This window comes from Leeuwenhoekiella obamensis (assembly GCF_055391795.1).
The window spans coordinates 859,666-882,979 of the sequence record NZ_AP029251.1; the positions used below are offsets into that span (position 1 = coordinate 859,666).

Annotated in this window: 19 protein-coding genes; 2 read left to right on the plus strand and 17 right to left on the minus strand. The window is 38.8% G+C overall.

Going from position 1 to position 23,314, the window contains the following annotated elements; translation table 11 throughout:
• Positions 1–34 precede the first annotated feature (34 nt).
• The 8 genes from ACZ5L8_RS03795 to ACZ5L8_RS03830 all read right to left on the minus strand — a co-directional run bounded on the left by ACZ5L8_RS03795 (position 35) and on the right by ACZ5L8_RS03830 (position 13,849).
• A complete protein-coding gene (locus ACZ5L8_RS03795) occupies positions 35–2,443 on the minus strand; it encodes a 3-hydroxyacyl-CoA dehydrogenase NAD-binding domain-containing protein (protein WP_464439886.1) in 2,409 nt (802 codons plus the stop codon).
• Positions 2,436–2,900, minus strand: a complete 465-nt coding sequence (locus ACZ5L8_RS03800) for a MarR family winged helix-turn-helix transcriptional regulator (protein ID WP_464439888.1) — start codon at positions 2,898–2,900, stop codon at positions 2,436–2,438. Before ACZ5L8_RS03800 ends, ACZ5L8_RS03795 begins: the two co-directional genes overlap by 8 nt.
• 148 nt (positions 2,901–3,048) lie before the next feature.
• Positions 3,049–4,818, minus strand: coding sequence for an AMP-dependent synthetase/ligase (locus tag ACZ5L8_RS03805; protein ID WP_464439890.1), 1,770 nt, complete (start codon positions 4,816–4,818; stop codon positions 3,049–3,051).
• A gap of 142 nt (positions 4,819–4,960) precedes the next feature.
• Positions 4,961–7,351, minus strand: coding sequence for a M14 family zinc carboxypeptidase (locus tag ACZ5L8_RS03810; RefSeq protein ID WP_464439891.1), 2,391 nt, complete (start codon positions 7,349–7,351; stop codon positions 4,961–4,963).
• A 176-nt stretch (positions 7,352–7,527) separates the two neighbouring features.
• Entirely contained in the window at positions 7,528–8,100 is a 573-nt protein-coding gene (locus ACZ5L8_RS03815; protein ID WP_464439893.1) for a hypothetical protein, read from the minus strand.
• Positions 8,090–8,779: an Ig-like domain-containing protein gene (locus ACZ5L8_RS03820; protein ID WP_464439895.1), complete on the minus strand. Its 690-nt coding sequence runs from the start codon at positions 8,777–8,779 to the stop codon at positions 8,090–8,092. Before ACZ5L8_RS03820 ends, ACZ5L8_RS03815 begins: the two co-directional genes overlap by 11 nt.
• A gap of 60 nt (positions 8,780–8,839) precedes the next feature.
• Complete coding sequence (purL, locus tag ACZ5L8_RS03825) at positions 8,840–12,508, minus strand: phosphoribosylformylglycinamidine synthase (protein ID WP_464439897.1); 3,669 nt, start codon at positions 12,506–12,508, stop codon at positions 8,840–8,842.
• Positions 12,509–12,640: 132 nt separating this feature from the next.
• Positions 12,641–13,849: an RsmB/NOP family class I SAM-dependent RNA methyltransferase gene (locus ACZ5L8_RS03830; protein ID WP_464439899.1), complete on the minus strand. Its 1,209-nt coding sequence runs from the start codon at positions 13,847–13,849 to the stop codon at positions 12,641–12,643.
• Positions 13,850–13,921: 72 nt separating this feature from the next.
• Between ACZ5L8_RS03830 and ACZ5L8_RS03835 the strand changes: the two genes are divergently transcribed.
• On the plus strand, positions 13,922–14,986 hold the full coding sequence (locus ACZ5L8_RS03835; protein ID WP_464439900.1) for a WD40/YVTN/BNR-like repeat-containing protein: 1,065 nt from the start codon (positions 13,922–13,924) through the stop codon (positions 14,984–14,986).
• On the opposite strand, the gene ACZ5L8_RS03840 is transcribed toward ACZ5L8_RS03835, so the two are convergent.
• The 7 genes from ACZ5L8_RS03840 to ACZ5L8_RS03870 all read right to left on the minus strand — a co-directional run bounded on the left by ACZ5L8_RS03840 (position 14,983) and on the right by ACZ5L8_RS03870 (position 21,750).
• Positions 14,983–15,450, minus strand: a complete 468-nt coding sequence (locus tag ACZ5L8_RS03840; protein WP_464439902.1) for a hypothetical protein — start codon at positions 15,448–15,450, stop codon at positions 14,983–14,985. The genes ACZ5L8_RS03835 and ACZ5L8_RS03840 overlap by 4 nt on opposite strands.
• 10 nt (positions 15,451–15,460) lie before the next feature.
• Positions 15,461–15,961, minus strand: coding sequence for a hypothetical protein (locus tag ACZ5L8_RS03845; protein WP_464439904.1), 501 nt, complete (start codon positions 15,959–15,961; stop codon positions 15,461–15,463).
• Positions 15,962–15,992: 31 nt separating this feature from the next.
• Positions 15,993–16,511, minus strand: a complete 519-nt coding sequence (locus ACZ5L8_RS03850; protein ID WP_464439906.1) for an RNA polymerase sigma factor — start codon at positions 16,509–16,511, stop codon at positions 15,993–15,995.
• Positions 16,512–16,616: 105 nt separating this feature from the next.
• Positions 16,617–18,440: an ABC transporter ATP-binding protein gene (locus ACZ5L8_RS03855; protein WP_464439908.1), complete on the minus strand. Its 1,824-nt coding sequence runs from the start codon at positions 18,438–18,440 to the stop codon at positions 16,617–16,619.
• 46 nt (positions 18,441–18,486) lie between these two features.
• Positions 18,487–20,205, minus strand: a complete 1,719-nt coding sequence (locus ACZ5L8_RS03860) for a phospho-sugar mutase (protein ID WP_464439910.1) — start codon at positions 20,203–20,205, stop codon at positions 18,487–18,489.
• Positions 20,206–20,259: 54 nt separating this feature from the next.
• Positions 20,260–21,207 (minus strand): glycosyltransferase family 2 protein, encoded by a 948-nt coding sequence (locus tag ACZ5L8_RS03865; RefSeq protein WP_464439912.1) that lies wholly within the window; start codon positions 21,205–21,207, stop codon positions 20,260–20,262.
• Between the two features lie 9 nt (positions 21,208–21,216).
• The gene (locus ACZ5L8_RS03870) at positions 21,217–21,750 is read right to left on the minus strand and encodes a DUF4199 domain-containing protein (RefSeq protein ID WP_464439914.1); all 534 of its coding nucleotides are present in this window, start codon (positions 21,748–21,750) and stop codon (positions 21,217–21,219) included.
• Positions 21,751–21,921: 171 nt separating this feature from the next.
• Between ACZ5L8_RS03870 and ACZ5L8_RS03875 the strand changes: the two genes are divergently transcribed.
• Positions 21,922–22,176 carry a type B 50S ribosomal protein L31 gene (locus tag ACZ5L8_RS03875; RefSeq protein WP_462598747.1) on the plus strand — a complete coding sequence of 85 codons (255 nt, stop codon included), beginning with the start codon at positions 21,922–21,924 and terminating at the stop codon, positions 22,174–22,176.
• Between the two features lie 88 nt (positions 22,177–22,264).
• Here ACZ5L8_RS03875 and ACZ5L8_RS03880 read toward each other — a convergent pair whose 3' ends face one another.
• Both ACZ5L8_RS03880 and murQ read right to left on the minus strand, forming a co-directional pair.
• The gene (locus ACZ5L8_RS03880; protein ID WP_464439916.1) at positions 22,265–22,483 is read right to left on the minus strand and encodes a DUF6095 family protein; all 219 of its coding nucleotides are present in this window, start codon (positions 22,481–22,483) and stop codon (positions 22,265–22,267) included.
• On the minus strand, positions 22,473–23,291 hold the full coding sequence (murQ, locus tag ACZ5L8_RS03885) for an N-acetylmuramic acid 6-phosphate etherase (RefSeq protein WP_464439918.1): 819 nt from the start codon (positions 23,289–23,291) through the stop codon (positions 22,473–22,475). The genes ACZ5L8_RS03880 and murQ overlap by 11 nt, the downstream gene beginning before the upstream one ends.
• Between the last annotated feature and the right edge of the window lie 23 nt (positions 23,292–23,314).

Consider the following 23,314-nt stretch of genomic DNA (forward strand, 5'->3'; position numbering starts at 1 on the left):
TAGTCTCATATCTTAAATCTCACGTCTCAGAATTCTAGTTCCTTAATGGTTTATTCTTCTTAATCATATGCTCAAGTCTTTCTAGGGTTTTTCGTTCACCAGTAAGACTTAAGAATGCTTCGCGCTCAAGGTCTAGCAGGTATTGCTCGCTCACATAAGAAGCTTCTGACAAATCACCACCGGCCATCACATAAGCTAATTTATTAGCGATTTTCTTATCATGGTCGCTGATGTATTTACCAGCGTTCATTTGGTCTGTTCCTACGTAGAATGCTCCTAAAGCTTGCTTACCAAGAACCTTGATATCTGTGCGCTGAATAGGTTTTGTATAACCTTGGTCTGCCATCATGCGTGCAACGTCTTTCGCAGCAGCGATTTGACGGTCTTTATTCACGATCACGATGTCTTTACCATGCTTAAGAATATTTGTATCATACGCTTCGTAAGCAGAAGTTGAAACTTTTGCCATACCGATGGTCAAGAAGTGTTCGCGTAAGCGATTCAACTCAACATCATCTTTTTTATACGTATCAGAAGCACGAAGGGCCATTTCTTTAGAGCCTCCACCGCCTGGAATTACACCTACACCAAATTCTACCAAACCGATGTAACTTTCGGCGGTAGCCACAACACGGTCGGCATGCAAGGTCATCTCGCAACCACCGCCCAGTGTCATTCCTTGCGGACAAACAACCACCGGAATAGAGGAGTAGCGAATGCGCATACATGTATCCTGGAAGTATTTTACAGCCATGTTGAGCTCATCATATTCTTGCTCAACCGCCATCATGAATATCATCCCAATATTTGCGCCTACAGAGAAATTCTTCCCTTGATTTGCGATAACGAGTCCGTCGTATTCTTTTTCGGCAAGGTCAATTGCCTTATTGATACCTGCAAGTACATCGCCACCTATCGAGTTCATTTTAGAACGGAATTCACAGTTTAGGATTCCGTCGCCTAAATTTTCAATCACTACACCGCTATTGCTCCAAACTTCTTTGCTTTTGCGGATGTTATCGAGAATGATAAATGAATCTTGCCCTGGTTTTTTAACGAATTCCTTTTTCGGGATGTCGTAGTAGTAGGTGTTTCCATCTTTCACAGTGTAGAAACTGTTTTCGCCAGACTCGGCAAGCTCTTGTACCCATTTCGCTGCAGCGAAACCTTCTCCCTCAAGAAGCTCAATACCTTTTTTAACGCCTATTGCATCCCAAATCTCAAACGGACCTTGTTCCCATCCAAAACCGGCGCGCATGGCATCATCGATTTTATAAAGTTCGTCAGTGATTTCTGGAATTCTATTTTGCACGTAGGCGAAAAGAGCTCCGAACATCTTGCGATAGAACTCCCCAGCTTTATCTTTTCCGTTTACAAGAACAGGGAAGCGCTCAGGAACACTGCTGATGGATTTTGTAAGCTCTAAAGTCGCAAAACTTGCGCGTTTAGAATCGCGATAATCCATCTTGTCTAAATCCAATGTTAGGATCTCGCTGCTACCATCTTCTTTCTTTATTTTTTTGTAAAAACCTTGTCCTGTTTTACTTCCCAACCATTTGTTATCCATCATAGTCTGGATGAAAGCAGGGAGTTTAAAAAGTTCGTGACGCTCATCATCAGGAACATTGTCATACAGTCCGTTAGCTACATGGACTAACGTGTCAAGACCTACAACGTCCACGGTTCTAAATGTAGCCGACTTAGGACGACCAATTACAGGACCGGTAAGTTTATCAACTTCCTCAACGGTCATATCCATTTCTTTTACCGCATGAAAAAGGCTCATAATGCTGAAAATCCCGATACGATTACCGATGAATGCCGGAGTGTCTTTTGCAACAACAGAAGTTTTACCTAAGAATTTATCTCCATAATTATTCAAGAAATCAAGAACCTCTTGCGAAGTATTAGGTCCTGGAATAATCTCAAAAAGGTCTAAGTAACGTGCAGGGTTAAAGAAGTGCGTTCCGCAGAAATGCTTCTGGAAATCTTCACTACGACCTTCATTCATAAATTTTATAGGAATACCAGAAGTATTAGAAGTGATCAACGTACCTGGCGTGCGGTATTTCTCAAGGTTTTCAAAAACCATTTTCTTAATATTGAGGCGTTCTACAACAACCTCAATGATCCAGTCTACATCTTTAACTTTAGCAATATCATCCTCCATATTACCCGTTGTGATTCGCTTAGCGAAATCTATATGATAAATAGGAGATGGTTTTGATCTAAGCGCCGTTTGTAAATGGTCATTCACAAGGCGATTACGCACTACTTTGTCCTCAAGTGTTAAGCCTTTAGCTTTTTCCTTATCGGTAAGCTCTCGCGGAACGATATCGAGTAGCAAGACTTCTACACCAATATTTGCAAAATGACATGCAATACCGCTTCCCATGATCCCGGAACCGATAACAGCCACTTTGTTGATTCTTCTTTTACTCATTTTTTATTTTCTCTTGTTGATTAAATATCTTCTTGTTCTGTATGAGATCGTTGATCACATGGATCACATCAAAAAAGTGTTCAATTTTTTCTTCAGAAATATTTTGATGCACAGCATCATTAAAACGAAGCACCTTATTCTTACTATAACTGCGGTTCTCACGGCCAAAATCTGTGAGATGTATTAAAACACCTCTACCGTCGCTTGGGTTAGGCTTTCGCTCTATCAAGCCACGAGCTTCCATAGATTTTAATGTGCGTGATAAACTTGTCGCTTCCATCCCCATTCTAGGTCCCAGAGCGGTAGATGGCGTGCCTTCTTCAGGATCGATGCTCAGCAAAGCAAAGCCTGTAGACATCGTGCTATCAAACTCTGACGCCTGCTCATTGTACATTTTAGCGACCGCTTGCCATGTAGCTCTTAGAGCATGATCTATTGTCAATTCCTTTTTACTCATACGTTTTCGTAAAGTTATAAAAAATTTATTATGCACGCATAGTAAAATAGTTAAATAAGTATCAATAAAACTTTAAATGTTTTGGCTTTAAGCCAAAAAAATAAGGCCCCAGTTTCCTGAAGCCTTATGAGTTATGGTCTTGAGAAGTCTATCTCTCGTAAATGCGATTGTATAATTCTATATATTTTTCCTTTACGATCCTTCTCTTAAGTTTCATGGTAGGAGTGAGGTGACCGTCATCAATTGTCCACTCATCTGGAGTAAGTTCAAATTTCTTGATGCGCTCCCATTTACCGAAGTGCTCATTATGAACATCAACCTCTTCCTGAATACGTTGCTTTACATCCTCGCTTTCTGCGATCTCTTTGTTTGATTTAAGATTAAGGCCTTTTCTTTTAGCCCAATCTTGTACAAACTCAAAGTTAGGCTGTATCAAAGCTGCTGGCATTTTCTCGCCTTCACCCACAACCATAATATGTTCTATGAAACGAGATTGTTTCATGGCGTTCTCTATAAGCTGCGGTGCAACATATTTTCCGCCACTTGTTTTAAACATTTCTTTTTTACGGTCTGTGATCTTAAGGAAATTGTCGTGATCTAATTCACCTATATCACCTGTGTGGAAGAATCCGTTTTTGAGAACTTCGTCTGTTTTTTCTTGATCCTTATAATATCCCATCATGACCTGCGGACCTTTTACTAAGATCTCGCCGTCTTCAGCGATCTCAACGATCGTATCAGGAATAGGACGACCCACGGTGCCGATCTTAAATCCTTTTTTACGCTCATCATTTACAGAGATAACAGGTGAAGTTTCAGTTAATCCATAACCTTCCATAACCGGGATTCCTGCTGCATTAAAAACTCTAGCAAGTCTGGGTTGTAATGCTGCACTACCAGAAGCAATGACTTCGATATTTCCTCCTAGGGCCTCTTGCCATTTGCTGAAGATTAATTTTCGCGCAAGCTTAAGTTTTGTTTCATACCACCAGCCGTTTTGACCGTATGGTTCGTATTGTAAACCAAGCTCAACAGCCCAGAAAAATAATTTCTTTTTCACACCATCTAGATCAGTTCCTTTTGCGATGATCTTGTCGTACACTTTTTCGAGTAATCGTGGTACGGCTGTCATCACGTGAGGTTTTACTTCTTTAAGGTTGTCGCTTATGGTATCTATGGATTCTGCGAAATAAATACTCACGCCCATATATTGATATAAATAAATCAACATGCGCTCATACACGTGACAAACAGGTAAAAAACTAAGGGCTCTACTATCTCCGCGATCTATCGGGAAGCGAGTTGTACTGTTTAATGCATTGCTCACAAGATTTTTGTGACTAAGCATAACACCCTTAGGACGACCAGTTGTACCAGAAGTATAGATCAAAGTTGCCAGATCATCTTCTTGAACGGCTGCTTTGCGAGCTTCAACGTCTGGTTGAGTGGCTTCGTCTGCTCCAAGTGTTTTTACTTCGCTCCAGTTTTTACATCCATCGATTTCGTCAAAGGAGTATACCTCTTTTAAAGAAGGCAGATTTCCTTTGATCTTATTGACCTTATCCAGAACTTCTTTATCGCTTACAAAGCAATAAACAGATCCACTGTGATTCAATACATACTCGTATTCATCTGAGGAAATTGTGGGATAAATAGGAACGTTTTGAGCACCAAGCTGTAAAATTCCCACATCCATAATATTCCATTCTGTGCGGTTGTTTGTAGAGATCACGGCAACTTTATCATTGGGTTGAACGCCCAACTTTAATAAACCGCGACTTATGGCATTTGCTTGATCAACATATGATTTTGTTGAAGTCGCCTGCCACTCTCCATTATATTTAGTTACTAGTGCTTCCTTTAAATTATACTTTTCAAGTTGGTAATAGGGGAAGTCGAAAAGCCTTTTAATATCCATCTTTAAACAAGTTTTACATGCAAATTATAAAAAATACACGCGTTTAATTTTTGTGTTAACAAAATTTACACCATAAAATTAGAATTTTATAAAAAAACCTGAAAAACTTTTCATTTTATTGCAAATGGCTCAAAAGCAATTCTTAAAGTTTAATGATCTTCTTTTTTTCTCTGAGATCAGTGGATGTAAGTTCTAAAATATACACTCCGGCATCTAAATATGAAAGATCTACACTCGATAATTCTTGATGTAAAAGGTGACTTTTTATCAATTTTCCTTGAATGTCATAGATCGAGAGAGAAGCGTTTTGTGGGATGTTTGAGATCTTGATATTATCCTTCACTGGGTTAGGAAATACGGTAAATTGATCAATGTGAGTTTCATCAATAGAGAAAGAATTATCAGGAATGATAGAGACTGTAAGATCATCAAAATAAAATCCATCTTCTTCAACCGCTTCATCAGATCTTAATCTAAATCTCAGCATAATTTCTTCTCCCAGATAATCGCTCAGATCAATAATTTCTTGAACCCAATTGGCCTGAGTGCTGTCATAAACCGGTTCACCAGCCGGCTGAAAACCATTTTCACTGCCCGGTTCTGTATGTTTTCCACATTGAGCGATCCAAGAATTACCACCGTCTGTTGAAACTTCAAATTGCACAAAATCCCAATTGTCCTCAATTTCCCATTTTGCCCAGAAAGTAATCTGCGCGCCAAGCGCATTACTTAGATCAATGGGTGTAAGTGTAGTAATTGTCTTATCATCGCCAGAGCCGTAATTCCCATCAGGTGAGTCTGTAATTGCGTTTTCACCTATATAAAAATCAGTTGTCGTGGTTTGCCAACCGTTACTGCTATAATTTTCAACGATCGCGCTGTCTTCTGGATTAAATTGTATTTGGCTTTTGCCAAATGTTTTCTCTATCAATTGCCTGTCTTTAAAGCCAAGTTCATTAATTATAACCAGATTAAAGGCAATGCGTTCTCCGGGGTTGATATTATCTTTAAGATTAAGCGTTAATTCACCTGAAATCTTTTCGCCAGTCGACATGTTTTCATGCAGATTTGTTGAAAAACTAGCGTTAAGATTGCTGCTTAAAGGTTCTATTGAAACGGTAAAATCTTTTTCGGGTTGTTTGAGGCTCAGGTTTGTGAGTTCGTACTTAATTTCTGGATGAGCAGCATCTATGAATTGAGCCGTAGTTTCTTTCGCGAAAGCGAAAGTATTAACCATTCTTGCCAACTTAAGATTGGTATAAACCATCTGTTTGCACAGATTCTCGATTTGTGATTCTTCTGGCCAAAATTCTCTACCAATCTCTGGCGTCATCGCAAAAATTGTGTCTTGCGTGCCGATGGTGCCATACATAAAATCATCGCTGTCGCCAGCCGCGGGATACAACTCAGACGACAGCTTGTTGTCAAACCCGTTTTGCCCGATCAAAAATTCTGTTGCGTCCAGATATAAGGCATAATCTGGCGTGTAAACATCGTTCTCATATCCCAGCGGAAACAGTAAATAATTACCCGTGGTGTGACTGTTCATAGCGGCTTTAAAATCGTGTTGCTCAACAAACCATTTTATCGCTTGATTTTCAATTTCAGAAAATGGTGAAGGGCCGTGATAGATCTCACTTCCCAAGCTAGAAGAAGCGCCCTCGCCGCCCCAAGTGCCGTTGTTAGGATTGCCGTTTATGTAGTAGTTATAATTCCTATTATTGTCAACACCGTAGCCGTTTTTACGGTTTTTGCGCCAGTTACCGCCGCCGTCAGGATGTGTGAATTGATTGTACAAATATCCATCAGGATTTACAACGGGTACAAAAAATAAAGCTGTGTTGTCGAGAATGAATTTCACCTCATCATCTGTGGCATAATTCTCAAGCAAATACCACATGTAGAAGATCAATTCTTGTGCAGATAATGGTTCGCGAGCGTGATGTAATGAAGTGTAAAGAATTTCATTTTCTTGTTCTTCAGCGGCTGGATTATCACTGATCTTTACCCAAAAAATCGAATTGCCACCAATGCCAGGCGAGATATTGTAATTTTCTGGTTGATCGCCCTCAGTTTTAAAATCTGAAATAGGAGTTCTCGCAGTGATCAGGTTAGGGTAGAGGCTGGCCATTTTATCCAGTTCATCCAGAATTTCTTGGTAGGTAAGAAAGCCGCCCATACTGCCGTTGCGATAATTTGCTGGCGTGGTGAAATCAATAATTCCCGGGCAAGTATTTTCAATCATCCCATTTTTTATGGGACGTCTATTTGAGTAGTGTTTCTCAAGATCGGGGATTATGGTTTCTACTCGGGATCCTAATTTTTTGGCTTTCGCCAAATCTTCGCTGCTGTAATCTGAAAGAATAAAAATATTCTCCTTGCGAATGCCGTGATCAATAGCAATACCTGCATCGATCAATTTTTGAAGCTGCTGCGCATTATCAAAGTAGATTTTTGCCCTTACAGAATGCGGTTGCTGTGCCCAAAACGGACTAATAAAAAAGAAGATAAGTAAAAATAAAAAACGGGGCATGCTCTTAATTTTGAGTAAGTTACTCAATTTTTAGCTAGAAATTCCTACATGTTTATTAATACTTTTACACTAATTAAAGATGAGTGATCTCTAGACATTAAAATCATGTCACTATTTGTTTTGCTAATAAGATTACTGTTCTTGATCTAGAAAATATTTTTTTACTTTAAAAAATATCAAGCGATATAAAGTGGGAAAACAAAAATGTCAATCCATTTTTCACCCTCCTTTTTAAATAAGAGAAAACTGCCTGCGCCAGTAAGTCCATCTTTACTTATTTTCTGCTTATAGAATAAAGCATAATCAGCCTTGTCATTTCCTTTAAAAAAATAAGGGAGAGATATTGAAAAACTCTTCAAAAAATCACGGTCATCGATACTGGAGACTAACAGTATATTTTCTTCACAACTTAAATTATCAAAATTCTCTGATTCCTGCTTTTGCAATGAATTAACTAATTGAACTAAATCTTTATTTGAGAAAATCTTATGAAAATTAATCTCCGGATATTGCGAATTAGCGAGAGATTCTTTAGCGGATTCCCAATTGGAAAGAGATCTTAACGCCTCAATATTTCTTGACTCTAAGGCAATTGTTTTTGCCGAAAGGAAAACTTCTTGTTCATTAAAAGTTGCATTGATAATAGCTGATATATTTTTATTTTGGGCGCGACCCAAAAAAGGAATTAAGACTATACACAGAAAAATACAGCCATTAGCTAAACAAAACCAATTAATATTAATTCTCATTTTTTTTCTTCCATAGTATCTCTTTACCTGTACTGTCTTCTAATCTTAAGAAATCTGATTTTTTTTCTAATACAGAGTAAGTTTCTGTTTGATTTAGTAGAGGAGTACCTCTTCCCGCGGGAGCAAGATTAATCATGATTTCTTGATTAAAGGCTGTTGAAATTTTAAATGTATATAGTTCAAACCCTATGTTAGATACTTGAATTTTAATGTTATTATCACCCTTTTTAAGAGCTAAATGAACTTTACCATATTTATCAGCAATCTTGCCTTTAATACCATTTCTTTTTTTAGCGTCTGGAAAAATTACGTTTGCATTTTTTATGGGATTGCCCTCAAAATCAACAATTCTTACGGTGATAGCTATGCTATCTGAATTATTTTGCCATATTTCACTTTTATGGTATCCTTTTTCTAGTGGTTTAGAATAAAAGTATTCTAAAACTAGAAAGTCATCTTTCAATACATATATACCTTCTCCATTAAAATCATCACCTAGACTAGCACCTTTATGATATTGAAAAGTACCATTATCTTTAAAAACATAATTTTCATAATATTCTTGGGTGTCTATTAGCGAGCTGTATTTACCACTGAGTTTAGTTGAATTTTGAGAAGTACAAGTTAGACATAAAAGGAATAAGACAGCAGTATTAGAATATTGAATAATATTAATCATATGTTGGACCTTAATTATAATTTAAGATATAAAATGGTCTTTACATATTATGAGAAATAATTATTTATTCTCCTCGATCCATTTTCTAGCATTTACAAATGCTTCAACCCATGGAGTCACTTCGTCCTGACGTCCTTTTGGGTAATTTGCCCAGTTCCATTGGAATGTAGAACGCTCAACGTGCGGCATGGTCACCAAATGACGACCGGTTTTATCAGTCATCATTGCGGTGTTGTATGAGCTGCCATTAGGATTTGCTGGATACGCATCATAGCCATATTTTGCCACGATGTTATAATTCTCCTCAGCCATCGGTAAATGAAATTTTCCTTCACCGTGCGAGATCCAAACTCCAAGTGTAGTTCCAGCAAGCGACTTCAACATCACAGAATCATTTTCTGCAATGGTCACGCTCGTAAAATTACTTTCGTGTTTGTGAGAATCGTTGTGTAGCATTTTTGGTTTATCCTCATGCTCAGGATTGATAAGGTCAAGTTCCACAAAAAGTTGGCAACCATTACAAATCCCCACCGAAAGCGTATCAGGTCTTGCGAAGAAATCTTTCAGCGCTTTGTTTGCCTTCTCATTGTACAAAAATGCACCGGCCCAACCTTTTGCCGACCCAAGCACATCACTGTTTGAGAATCCACCCACAGCACCAATAAACTGAATATCTTCCAGCGTTTCACGGCCGCTTATCAAGTCGGTCATGTGTACGTCTTTTACATCAAAACCGGCGAGGAACATCGCATTTGCCATTTCGCGCTCACTGTTACTTCCTTTTTCACGAAGTATAGCGGCTTTTGGTCTTGGTTTTGAGCTATTGATGATAGGTTTTTTACCTGTAAACTGTTCTGGGAAATTAAAGTTTAGCGGCTGCTGCGCAAAGTTGTTGTATCTGGCTTCCGCCAAATTATTTGCGGTCTGTTTGCTGTCTAAAAGATATGATGTCTTAAACCAAGTTTGTCTCAACGAGGCGATATTTAAACCTATCTCAACACCATCTTTTTTGATCGTAAGTTCATTGCCTTCAACAGCCTCACCAATCTTAAAGAATTCAATGCTGTTTTCATTTAAAACAGCTTCAACATCGCTTCCTGCTTTGGCTTGAAAAACAATACCTGCATTTTCAGCAAAAAGGATTTTCATGATATCGCTTTCCGCGAAAGCTGAAAAATCAAAATTAGCTGCAAGATTTACCTCTGCAAAACACATTTCAAGAAGCGTGGTGATCAATCCTCCTGAAGCCACATCGTGACCAGCAACGATCATATCGTTTTTGATCAGGTCTTGAAGCGTGTTAAACGTTTTGGCGAAAGCCAAATCATCTTGAATACTTGGTGCTTCTTGACCAATTTTGTTAAGAATCTGCGCGAATGAAGAACCGCCCAATTTGAACCCATCGTTAGATAGGTTGATGTAGTAAATTGCACCTTCCTCAACGTCAAGCACAGGCTCAACTATTTTATTGATATCATCACAATGACCAGCCGCAGAAATGATTACCGTTCCCGGAGCAATCACCTCTTTGTCTGGATATTTTTGCTTCATAGAAAGGCTATCCTTACCCGTTGGGATATTGATGCCCAAGTTAACTGCAAAGTCTGAAACCGCTTGCACAGCCTCGTATAAACGTGCGTCCTCACCAGGATTATTACACGGCCACATCCAGTTTGCAGACAGGGAAACTGACTTTAAACCTTTCTCAAGTGGAGCCCAAACGATGTTTGTCAAAGACTCTGCAATTGAGTTTTTACTACCCGCTACAGGATCGATCAATCCGCTTACAGGCGAATGCCCGATAGAAGTCGCGATACCGTTTGTGCTTTTGTAATCTAGCGCCATTACACCGCAATTGTTCAACGGGATTTGCAGGCTACCCACACACTGTTGTTTTGCCACGCGACCACCCACACAACGGTCTACTTTATTGGTTAACCAGTCTTTTGCAGCAACAGCCTCAAGCTGTAAAACTTGCTCTAGATAATCGTTGAAGTTTTGAAGTTGATAATCAACATCAGCATATTTGCGATCTACGGTTGTATCGTTCATGATCATCTTTGGTGAACTGCCAAACATGTCATTCAACTCTAGATTCATTGGTGAAGCTCCAGAGCTAGCAGATTTAAAAGTAAATCTGTCGTCGCCAGTTACATCGCCCACTTCATACATGGGCGAACGCTCACGATCAGCGATAGTTTTTAACTTTTCAATACTTTTTTGTCCTATCACAAGACCCATACGTTCTTGCGATTCGTTACCTATAATTTCTTTTGCCGAAAGGGTAGGATCACCCACAGGTAATTTATCAAGATCGATCAATCCACCAGTTTCTTCAACAAGTTCTGATAGGCAGTTTAAGTGTCCACCAGCACCGTGATCATGAATTGAAACGATATCATTATGGTCGCTTTCTACCATCCCGCGGATGGCGTTAGCAGCACGTTTTTGCATTTCTGGGTTAGAACGCTGCACAGCATTCAAGGTAATTGCAGAATTGAATTCACCTGTATCAGCCGAACTTACAGCAGCGCCACCCATCCCGATTCGGTAGTTTTCGCCGCCAAGGATAACAATTTTATCTCCAGTTTCTGGAGTGTCTTTTAAGGCTTGGTTTTTCTTACCGTATCCCACGCCGCCGGCCATCATGATCACTTTGTCAAAACCTAGCAAACGAGCATCTTCTTCATGCTCAAACGTCAATACAGAACCAGCGATCAATGGTTGTCCAAACTTATTCCCAAAATCTGACGCTCCGTTTGAAGCTTTGATCAAGATATCCATAGGGGTTTGATATAACCATTTGCGGGCATCCATACCATTTTCCCATGGGCGGTTTTCCTCAAGGCGGGAATAGGCTGTCATATACACCGCAGTTCCTGCAAGTGGAAGCGAACCTTTACCACCAGCAAGACGGTCACGAATCTCACCTCCAGAACCTGTCGCCGCACCGTTAAAAGGCTCAACAGTGGTTGGGAAGTTGTGTGTTTCCGCTTTAAGCGAAAGCACGCTCTCAAATTCTTTTTCTTCGTAGAAATCGGGTTTTTCTGGACTTTTTGGTGCAAACTGCGTTGCTTTTGGTCCGTTTACAAAGGCTACGTTGTCCTTGTAAGCAGATACGATCTCGTTAGGGTTTTCTTCACTTGTGCGCTTGATCAATTTAAAAAGCGAAGAAGGTTTTGCTTCACCATCGATCACAAAAGTTCCATTAAAGATCTTGTGACGGCAATGCTCAGAGTTTACTTGGCTAAAGCCAAAAACTTCAGAGTCAGTTAGCGGTCGCCCGATGCGCTCTGCAACCGAGTTCAAATATCCTATTTCTTCCTCACTCAATGCCAGACCTTCTTGCTCATTATACCCTGCGATATCTGTGATCTGTTGAATTTCTTCTGGTTTGATATCTATAAGGAAGATCTCTTGATCCAGCGCTGCATATTTTTGCGAAAGCATAGGGTCAAAATCCTGAGCATCTTTCGCGGAAGCGATAAACTCCTCAATACGAATTATGCCTGAAATCCCCATGTTTTGAGTGATCTCAACGGCATTTGTGCTCCAAGGCGTGATCATTGTGGCGCGTGGACCAATAAAAAAAGCGTCGAGAGTGGACGCTTGTATTTTTGGCTGGCCGCCAAAGAGCCAGATGAGCTTGCTAATGTCTTCTTGTGATAGTTCCTGTGTAGTTTGAACGGCAAAGACTTTACTGTCTTTTGCCCCAAAAAAATGTATCATGGACGGTGTGCTGATTAAGCTGCAAATTTAAGGAATTCTTCCCTAAAAATTACCTTCTTAAATCGCTGCGCACCGTGTTTTTTTAACGATTGTTAATTTCTTAAACCGTGATCTATAAAACAGGATAATATCTTAAGCCTTCTCAAGCAAAGCCATGTAGAAGCCGTCATAACCAGACTCGCTGCTAAGAACAATCTTCTCGTTTGCTTTTTTAAAATCTTTACCAGCTTCTGAAGCTAAGAAAAAGTCAACCTGCTGCTGATTCTCTGAAGGTAAAATAGAACATGTGGCATAAACCATTTTTCCACCTTTTTTTACCATGCTAGAGTAGCTTTGCAAAATTTCTTGTTGGGTATTTTTAATACGCTCTAAGAATTCTGGTTCTAGTTTCCATTTTGCATCTGGATTGCGACTTAAAACGCCAAGACCAGAACAAGGAGCATCAATTAAAACACGATCTGCAGAGTTCTTAAGCTTCTTGATTACTTTTGTAGAATCTATTGCGCGAGTCTCAATATTATGAGCGCCAGCACGGCGTGCTCTGCGTTTTAGTTCCTTCAATTTATTTGCATAAATGTCAAGAGCGATCAGTTGGCCTTTATTTTCCATTAAAGCTGCAAGATGTAAGGTTTTACCACCAGCGCCAGCGCATGTGTCAATAACGCGCATTCCTGGTTTTACATCTAGCATAGGAGCAACTAGTTGAGAAGATGCATCCTGAACTTCAAAATGTCCATTTTTAAAGGCTTCAGTAATAAAGACATTTGCACGTTCATCAAGTTCAAGTGCTTCAGGATAACCTTTAATGGTGTGAGTTATGATCTCTGCTTCCTTAAGATCTTTTTGTAGCTCAGTGATTTTCGCTTGAAGCGCATTAACACGTAAAACTACAGGAGCTTGTTTGTTAAGTGCAGCGATCTCTGCATCCCATTTTTTGCCTAGTTCTTTTGCACCAAGCTCATCCATCCAGTCTGGTATGCTTTCGCGAAATTTACGCTCCTTCAATAACGCGTCAAAACGGCCTTTAATACGGCGTGTAGGCGTTTCTTCGATCTGTGGCCAGTCTGGTAAATGAATGCCTTTAAGCGTTGCCCAAACGGCAAAAAGTCTCCAAATATCTTTGCGTTCAAAAGGTTCTTTAACCTCTGCTATTTCTGCATAAAGTCTTTTCCAGCGTACGATGTCGTACGTGGTTTCTGCAATAAAACTGCGGTCGCGAGAACCCCAGCGTTTATCACGTTTAAGTAGTTTTTCAATGACCTTGTCAGCATATTCTCCTTCATTAAAAATTTGAAGAAGTCCATCAACAACGGCAAATACAAGGTTACGATGTAAGCGCATAAGATAATTTTAAGGTCTGCAAAGGTAAGGCTTTGTGCGACATTAGGTTTATTTTAGCGCAAAATTAGATTTATGAAACGCATCATTTTATTTGTTGTAGTCCTTTTTGCGATAAGCTGTAAAAATAAAGAAGAGAAACAGTTGCCTAAACTGACCGTGCAATCTGTAGAGATTGAGACCATTTATGAAGATTCTGTAAGTATACGCGCGATAGAATTATTGAATGACGGTAGTCTTGCTTTTGCAGGAAGTGATGGGAAATTTGGTTTATACAATCTACAAACAAAGACTTGGAATACAAAAGTGCAACAATATGATAGCATCACGCCGGCCTTTAGAGCAGTTGCGCATACTGCGACAGATTTCTTTATGTTGAGTATCGCTAATCCCGCTTTGTTGTATAAAACGGGCGATACAGGAAATATGGAGCTTGTTTATAAAGAAGAAGGAGAAAAGGTTTTTTATGATGCTATGAAATTCTGGAATGATAAAGAAGGTATTGCGATGGGTGATTCTCAAAACGGTTGTCTTTCTATTATCATAACGCGTGATGGTGGTAATTCTTGGAAAAAGCTTGATTGTTCTGTTTTGCCAGCGGCAGAAGAAGGCGGTTTTGCAGCAAGTAATACGAATATTGAGATCATGGGCGATAAAGCATGGATCATCACAGGCGGAATGAAGTCTCGTGTTTTTTACTCTGGTGATAAAGGTGAAACTTGGGAAGCTTATGACACGCCGCTCAAGCAAGGTATTGAAACCGCTGGCGGATACAGTCTAGATTTTTATGATGAAAATACCGGTTTTATAATTGGCGGAGATTACACAAATCCTGAAGGCAATACGGGTAATAAAGCAATTACAAAAGATGGAGGTAAAACTTGGTCATTAATCGCAGATGGCGAAGACCCTGGCTACAAGAGTTGTGTGCAATATGTGCCTGGCAGCAATGGTGAAGAACTTATAGCAATAGGATTTACCGGAATAAGCTACAGCAACGACGGCGGTAAAAAATGGAAAACCCTCGCAGAGCAAGGGTTCTTTACTATTCGTTTTATTGATGAAGATACTGCGTTTGCAGCGGGTAACGGAAAAATAGCCTTAGTAAAACTGATCAGGGGTGAGGGGATCAATAATTAAGGCATACTCTTCCCTTTTTCTTGCTCTTTGCGTTTTTTATATTCTTCAAAGAGTTTTTTTCCAAAATCTTGCTCAACCTCAGGAAGGTAAACCACTTTTTTAAGCGATAAATTTCCTCTTAGATCGTTAAGCAATTTGCTCTGCAGCGATACACGTTTTTGGCAAAGATTGTTATACTCTGCAATAAGTTTATCAGCCTCAGATTCTGAGAGGTTCGCTCTCACATCCTTTTCTTTATATAGCTTACGCCAAAGCGCTCTTTCTTCATGTCTTAGCGCATCCATTTTTTCGTCATAAGCATTATAGATGGGCCAGAAGGTTTCAGCTTCTTTAGGAGAAAGCTGAAGCTCTTCAGTTATGAAAGAAACCTTAAGTGCTTTAATTCTTTTATGGAAGTCGTCACTATTCTGACTATATCCAGAAAAAGTAAAAAGCAAGCATATTATTACTATTAGTCTTTTCACAATTTGTGTGTTATTTATCTTCTTGTTTGGGTTCATCCAGGATATTCATATCAACATAATCTAGGATGGCGTCGTTAGTGATCGTTTCTTCAGAAAAATGAATGCCATTTTCTATTTCGTCAAGATCTTCTTCAGACATTTTTTCTAGTATACCTTCTTCCTGTAAATAATTTTCAAGTGTGGTAACCGTGAGGTCATCAAAGTCACTTATTTGATTTTTAGGGAAGATTGCGATCAATGCAAGAATAAGTATTGCGGCAATTGCAGCTGCACTGCCTATCCAAGCTTTGCTCTTAAATATCGAGATCACTTTAGTTTTAGGCTGAGAAATTTTGGCTTTAAGCCTATCAGCAAACTTCTCAAAATAGCCTTGCGGCACCACAAAACCATCATGCTCTGGCATCAACTCTCTAAGTTTGAGCTCTGCAAAAAGATCTTCATCAAACTGCTGCAGGTATCCCTTAGGCAGATGTAGACCGTTTTCTTTGTTATGGTTATCAAGTGGATTCATCACTTTTTTGACTTAAATGATTGTCAGGGGTTTAATCCTCTTTTACAAAATTTGTTATTTTCTTTACCGCATGGTGATAGCTAGCTTTAAGCGATCCTTCAGATATTTCAAGCATTTCGGCCATTTCTGCGTAAGGCATCTCATCATAATACCTTAGCAAGAAAACTTGCTTTTGCTTCTCTGGTAATGTTGCTATTGCTTTTTGCAATTTTAACTTAGCTTTATCACCATCAAAATACGGATCTGCTTCCAGATTGCGCACCATGGTTTGCTGCAGGGCTTCATCGCTTATCTGCAGTCGTTTTGCTCGTTTCTTTAAAAATGTAAGGCTTTCGTTTGTCGCAATGCGATACAGCCAGGTGTACACATGACTGTCTCCTTTAAAATTGGGTAAGTTCTTGTAAACCTTAATAAAGGTATTTTGCAATACATCATCAGCATCATCATGCGACAAAACCATGCGTCTGATGTGCCAGTAGAGTTTTTCTTTATAATCTCTTACTAGGTCTTCAAAAACCAAACCTTGTGATGTATTTACAAGTTTCTGCAATTCTTAAGCGTTAACCTTACATATACTATGACTAAGGTTTTTGCTTTAAGTTTAAAGCGGTAAGGTAAAGAATTAATTTTTAGGGTTTTCTTAAGACTTTTGATTTTATTCAAAAGACTGCATAGCGACTAGCTTGCTATATGTTCCTTGAAGTTCTAATAGTTCGTCATGCTTGCCTTGCTCTACGATCTCACCTTTTTGCATAACGATGATCTGATCTGCATTTTGAATAGTACTCAATCTGTGCGCGATCACAATAGAGGTACGATTTTTCATCATATTCTCTAGTGCTTTTTGAACCAAACGCTCACTCTCTGTATCTAAGGCAGAAGTCGCCTCGTCAAGGATCATGATAGGCGGATTTTTAAGCACGGCACGCGCAATACTTAAACGTTGTTTTTGTCCGCCGCTTAATTTGTTACCGCTGTCGCCTATGTTTGTGTCAAGACCTTTAGGTAGATCTTTTACAAATTCCCAAGCGTTTGCGATCTTTAAAGCCTCGATGATCTCATCTTCTGATGCGTCAGGTTTTCCTAGAATGATATTATTACGCACAGTGTCATTAAATAAGATACTGTCTTGCGTTACTAAGCCCATTAAATTGCGCAAAGATGATTTTGTAATATCTCTAAGGTCGTTGCCGTCAATTTTGATCGCGCCTGCTGTTACGTCGTAAAAGCGAGTTACAAGGTTAGCGATGGTACTTTTACCGCTACCGCTTTGTCCTACAAGAGCTACGGTTTTTCCTTTTGGTACGCTTGCGCTAAAATTCTTCAGCACTTCGTCATCTGCATATTTAAAAGAAATACCTTCGATCGTAAGTTTATCGTCAAATGAAGCTTTTTCTAAAGCATTAGGTTTGTCTGTGATCGTCGACTCAGTATGCAATACGTTAAAGATCCTTTCCGCGGCAGCGTTACCTCTTTTAAGACTGTAAGAGGCTTTGCTTATCTGTTTTGCCGGAGTTAAGATCTGGTAAGATAAACCAAGAAATGCAATGAAATCTGCCGGCTGCATTGAACCGTCTACTAACACCAATTTACCACCGTACCAAAGAATAACAGTAATTACTGATACTCCTAAAAACTCACTTGTAGGAGATGCAAGATTCTGGCGATTTACTAAGCTGTTTAGAATTCTATTTAATCGTGAGGTAGAATCCTGAAAGCGATCACGCATAATACCTTCGGCATTAAAACCTTTGATGATCTTAAGGCTTCCTAAGGTTTCTTCAACTATCGAAAGGAAATAGCCGTTTTCTTCCTGCGCTTTATGTGATTTCTTTTTTAGGGATTTACCTATTCTTGAGATTATAAAACCAGCAATGGGAAGGAAAATGAATACAAACAGCGTAAGTTTCGCGCTAAGCAAAAGCATCGCACCTATCGTAAAAATTATAGTAAGTGGCTCTCTAACATACAATTCTAAAACCGATAGAAAAGAACGTTCTACTTCGTTAACATCTGCAGTAATTCTAGAGATACTGTCGCCTTTACGCTTTTCGCTAAAATAACTCACAGGCAATGTAAGTAGCTTCTCGTAAATGGCATCGCGTACGTCTTTCATAACACCATTACGCAAAAATGTAAGAAAGAAATTTGCCAGATACCCGAAGAAATTTTTTGCTAAAAACAGAATGATAACTACAACGCAAACAAGCATCAACGCATCAAGCTCGTTATCCTGAACTCTTTGAGTAACCATGTAATTAAAGTTACCCATGGCATATTCTTTTAAGCCAGTGATCCCGGTCCATTCTGGAGCGGAATCAACACGATTTTCTTCTTCAAAAAGAATATTGATAACCGGCATTAAAGCCAAAAAGGAAAGCGTGCTAAAAAGCGCGTAAAAAATATTACAGATAATACTGAAGAGTCCATAACGCTTATATGGAAATGCAAACCTCAGTACTTGTTTAAAGTAGTTCATAGTAATTCTTAAGGGACAAGTATTCTATAAAAAAAAGCTGGGAAGATTAAAGTCCCAGCTCTTTTTTAATACCAGCAATGCGTTCTTGAGTAGAGGCAAAAGTATTATCAAAATCTGATGCACTTTCTAGATCCTCATTAACGCTTATATAAAATTTAATTTTTGGTTCTGTTCCACTAGGTCTAGCAGCAATTCTAGAACCTTTTTCTGTATGGTAAACAAGAACGTTAGATTTTGGTATCTCAATATCTGTACTGTTTCCAGTAGTTACATTAAGAGACTTTGAGCTTGCGTAATCGTCAATCTTTATGATACGCTCACCATTGATCTCGGTCATAGGATTTTCACGCAAGTCTATCATTGTTTGTTTGATCTCCTCTGCACCAGAAATTCCTTTTTTAACCAGCGAAGTGAGATCTTCCATATACAAACCGTGCTCTGCATACATTTCTAGCAACATTTCATAAAATGATGTGCCGTTGGCTTTCGCCAAAGTTACTATCTCACAAGCCAGTAGGGTAGAGGTTACAGCATCTTTATCACGCACAAAATCACCAACCATATATCCAAAACTTTCTTCACCACCACCGATGAAGTGTTGCTCTGGGAAATCTTTGATCATTTTAGCGATCCATTTAAAACCGGTAAGACCCAGTTTACATTCTACATCATATGCTTTTGCTAAAACATCCATCATAGGCGTAGAAACAATAGTAGAAGCTATAAACTCATTGCCTTTGCGATCGTTATTCTCAAAGTATTTCTTCAACAAGAAATCTGTCATCACCACCATGGTCTGGTTACCATTAAGTAACTTCAGGTCGCCATTTGTGTCGCGCACAGCAATACCTAATCTATCACAGTCAGGATCTGTACCTATTACAATATCAGCATTAGTTTCTTCGGCTAATTTCATAGCCATTTCTAATGCTTCTGGTTCTTCTGGGTTTGGTGACTTTACCGTTGGGAAATTTCCGTTAGGAGTTTTTTGTTCCTCAACGATATGTACATTTTTATAACCAGCTTGTTCTAAAACTTGAGGAACTGCTGTTACGGATGTTCCGTGAAGCGGTGTAAAAACAATAGTTGTCTTATCTCTGTGCTCATCAAGCTCTTTAAAACTTCCGTTTTCTAGCGAAGCTTTAATAAATGCTTCATCAACGTCAGTGTCTATGTACTCGATGTATTTGGCTTTAGCCTTAAAATTAACCTCGTCATAATCCAGCGACTCGATCACCTTAATGATCTCACCATCTTGTGGTGGTACTAATTGACCACCATCTTGCCAGTACACTTTATAACCGTTGTACTCTGGCGGGTTATGACTAGCCGTCAAAACAATACCGCAATGACAATCTAAATGCTTTACAGCAAAACTTAGTTCTGGAGTAGCTCTTAGATCGCTAAATAAAAATACTTTAATGTCATTTGCTGAAAACACATCAGCAACAACTTGAGCAAGTTCTTTACTGTTATTGCGACAATCGTAAGCGATCGCTACTTTAATTTCTTCACCAGTAAAGGTTTGTTTAAGATAGTTTGAAAGGCCCTGAGTATTTTTACCTAGCGTGTATTTATTGATGCGGTTTGTACCTACACCCATTACACCGCGCATTCCGCCGGTACCAAATTCAAGATTTTTATAGAAGCTTTCTTTTAGTTCTTCTGGGTTTTCATCCCTTAATTTTTTGATCGTATTTTGGGTTTCTGCGTCAAAAGTATCTGTAAGCCAAGCGTCTGTTTTGATCTTGATTTCTGGTTCCATGGATTGTGATTTGTTAAAAGACAAAAATAAACATTTACTAATGAGACTGGGATATTAAGATCCTATTTTCTCACTTATCAAATAACGAGGTGAAGATTTGCGGCTACGCAGGATCATTTCTCCTAAAAAGCCAGCGATAAAAAGTTGTACCCCGATCACTATACTTACTAGTGCAAGATAGAATTGTGGACGTTGTGTTATTAATCTGCCGGTGGGCGTGATAAATAATTTATCTATACCTAACCAGGCGGTAAAAACAAAACCTATAAAAACCATTAATGCGCCCAGCGTACCAAACAAATGCATAGGTCGCTTTGCAAAATGCGTTACAAACCAAATGGTCAAAAGATCAAGAAATCCTTTTATAAAACGGTCTGCGCCAAATTTTGTCTGACCGTATTTCCTGGCTTGATGTTGCACGGGTTTTTCTGTGATGTTGTAAAAACCAGCGTTTTTTGCCAGTAGCGGAATGTAACGGTGCATATCACCATATACGTCAATATTTTTTACAACTTTTAGTTTGTAAGCTTTCAGGCCGCAATTAAAATCGTGTAATTTGAGTCCGCTGGTTTTGCGGGCAACGGCGTTAAAAAGCTTAGAAGGTAAATTTTTTGCAAGAACAGAGTCAAATCTTTTTTTCTTCCAGCCACTTACTAAGTCATAATTTTCTTCAGTAACGAGGCGGTATAATTCAGGTATTTCATCCGGACTGTCTTGTAGATCTGCATCCATTGTGATGACCACATCACCTTTGGCTTCAAGAAAACCGGCGTGTAACGCTTGACTTTTACCATAATTACGGTTAAAGCGTATGGCTTTTACGGCGGTGTCCTTTTCGCTTAAAGCGAAAATAACTTCCCAGCTGCCGTCTGTGCTGCCGTCATCAATAAATAAGATTTCATAAGAAAAACCATTGGCTTGCAGAACATCTACAAGCCAGTGATATAATTCTTTTATAGATTCCTTCTCGTTAAGAAGGGGTATGACAATGGATAATTGCATTAAGCTTTTTTAAATAGCGTGTGGGTTTTCTCTTTTCATCGCTAAACCTGCGATAAGCGAAATTATAAAACCAAAGAATATTGCCATTATAAATTGAATACCTGCAAAGAAACCTGTATTCATAAATGGTTTTGACATCTCAAGACCTTGCTCTATTTGCTCTGGCGTTGCAGAAGTGTTATTTTCTAAAGCTGTTGTTCTTTGAAATTCTATATACTGTTCAAAATAATCTGGCTCTATAACGCTTGTGAAAATCACAAAGTAAATAATACCAATTACAGCAGATATTGCAGCAATACCAATTCCTGTTTTTAAAGCTTGACTAAGTTTTAAAAATCCGCTGTTTTGTTTTTTAAATTCTCTAAGTCCTAATACTATAAATAGAATAAGAACTAGAAATCCTAGAAGTTGCATACTCCAATGCGGTTGAAACGTATTTCCCATCACATAAGAGATAACTCCAAATAGTACTGAAACTACACCAAGGATCGCTCCATAGGTAAGCATAATTTTTTTACTGTTCACTTTAACTGGTTCGGTCATGATTTTTAAATTTGAATTATGCCATTAGTACACAAAGGTAAAAAAACGTTACATAGGTTTATTCACTATTTTTAAAAGGTTGAATTTTATTTTTTATAAATCATTGCCAGAAAATAAAATATTTCTAAATTTGCACCTCAAAATTTGAGCGGATTTAAAGTATATCAAAAAATGAAAAAAGACATACACCCAGGAAACTATAGAATAGTGGCTTTTAAAGACATGTCAAACGATGATGTTTTTCTTGCTAAGTCTACAGCTGGATCTAAGGAAACAATTGAAGTGGATGGCGTGGAATATCCGCTTGTAAAACTTGAAATTTCTAGAACTTCTCACCCATACTACACTGGTAAGACAAAACTTGTTGACACTGCTGGACGTATTGATAAGTTCAAAAACAAATACAAGAAATTTGCTAAGAAATAATCTTTTAGCAATATCATATAAAGAAACCCTTGATGATCAAGGGTTTTTTTATGCTTTTATTTTTTTGGCTTTAAGCCAAAAGAAAAATTTACCGATCAAAAATGGATTTTAAAATACGGTTAAGGCCTTTAAATGCAAAGAAGATCGCAAAGAAAGCTGCAACCAAGCCTAAGATCAATACAGGAATAAAAAGGGCATGCGACCGGTTGCTCGCTGCCTCATAGATCAAGCCGGGAGCAAGAAACATAAATAATAGCGAGATCACCATGGTGCGCACACCTTTAGACAAAAGTTCTTTATTTGCCATCTTGATATGAATTTATCGCAGCGCGCACATTACCAAATTCCTTTAAAAGTAAAGCTGCTTCTTTTTCTGCAATATTAAGTTCTGCCATGATCATGCGAGTGCCGCGGTCTACAAGTTTGTCGTTGCTCAATTGCATATCGACCATTTTATTTCCTTTCACGCGGCCTAGCTGTATCATAGCTGTTGTAGAGATCATGTTGAGTACAAGTTTTTGTGCGGTTCCTGCTTTCATGCGGCTGCTACCCGTAACAAATTCTGGTCCTACGATCACTTCTATAGGGTATTTCGCTTCCGCGGAAAGTGGACTTCCTGCATTGCAAGTAATACAACCGGTAGGAATATTATTTTCGTTGCAAGCCTTTAAAGCACCTATCACATAAGGCGTGGTGCCCGAAGCTGCTATCCCGATAACAAAATCTTTTTCGGTTATTTTGTGTTCTTGTAGATCTTTCCAACCTTGAGCTGTATCATCTTCAGCAAATTCTACCGCTTTGCGAATGGCATAATCACCACCAGCAATTAATCCTACAACCAACTCATGCGGCACGCCAAAGGTAGGCGGACACTCAGACGCATCAAGAATTCCTAATCTTCCGCTAGTGCCAGCGCCCATATAAAAAAGTTTTCCGCCGGCTTTCATTTGAGCAACCACTTTTTCCATCAAGGTGTTGATTTGCGGTAATGCCTTCTCAACTGCTAAAGGAACGGTTTGATCTTCTTTATTGATATTTTCAAGCAATTCTGCGATTTCCATCTTCTCTAGATGGTTGTATTTTGAGTCTTGCTCAGTGGTTTTTGTAAAGCTCATAATGGGTTTTGCAAGTTGTCTTT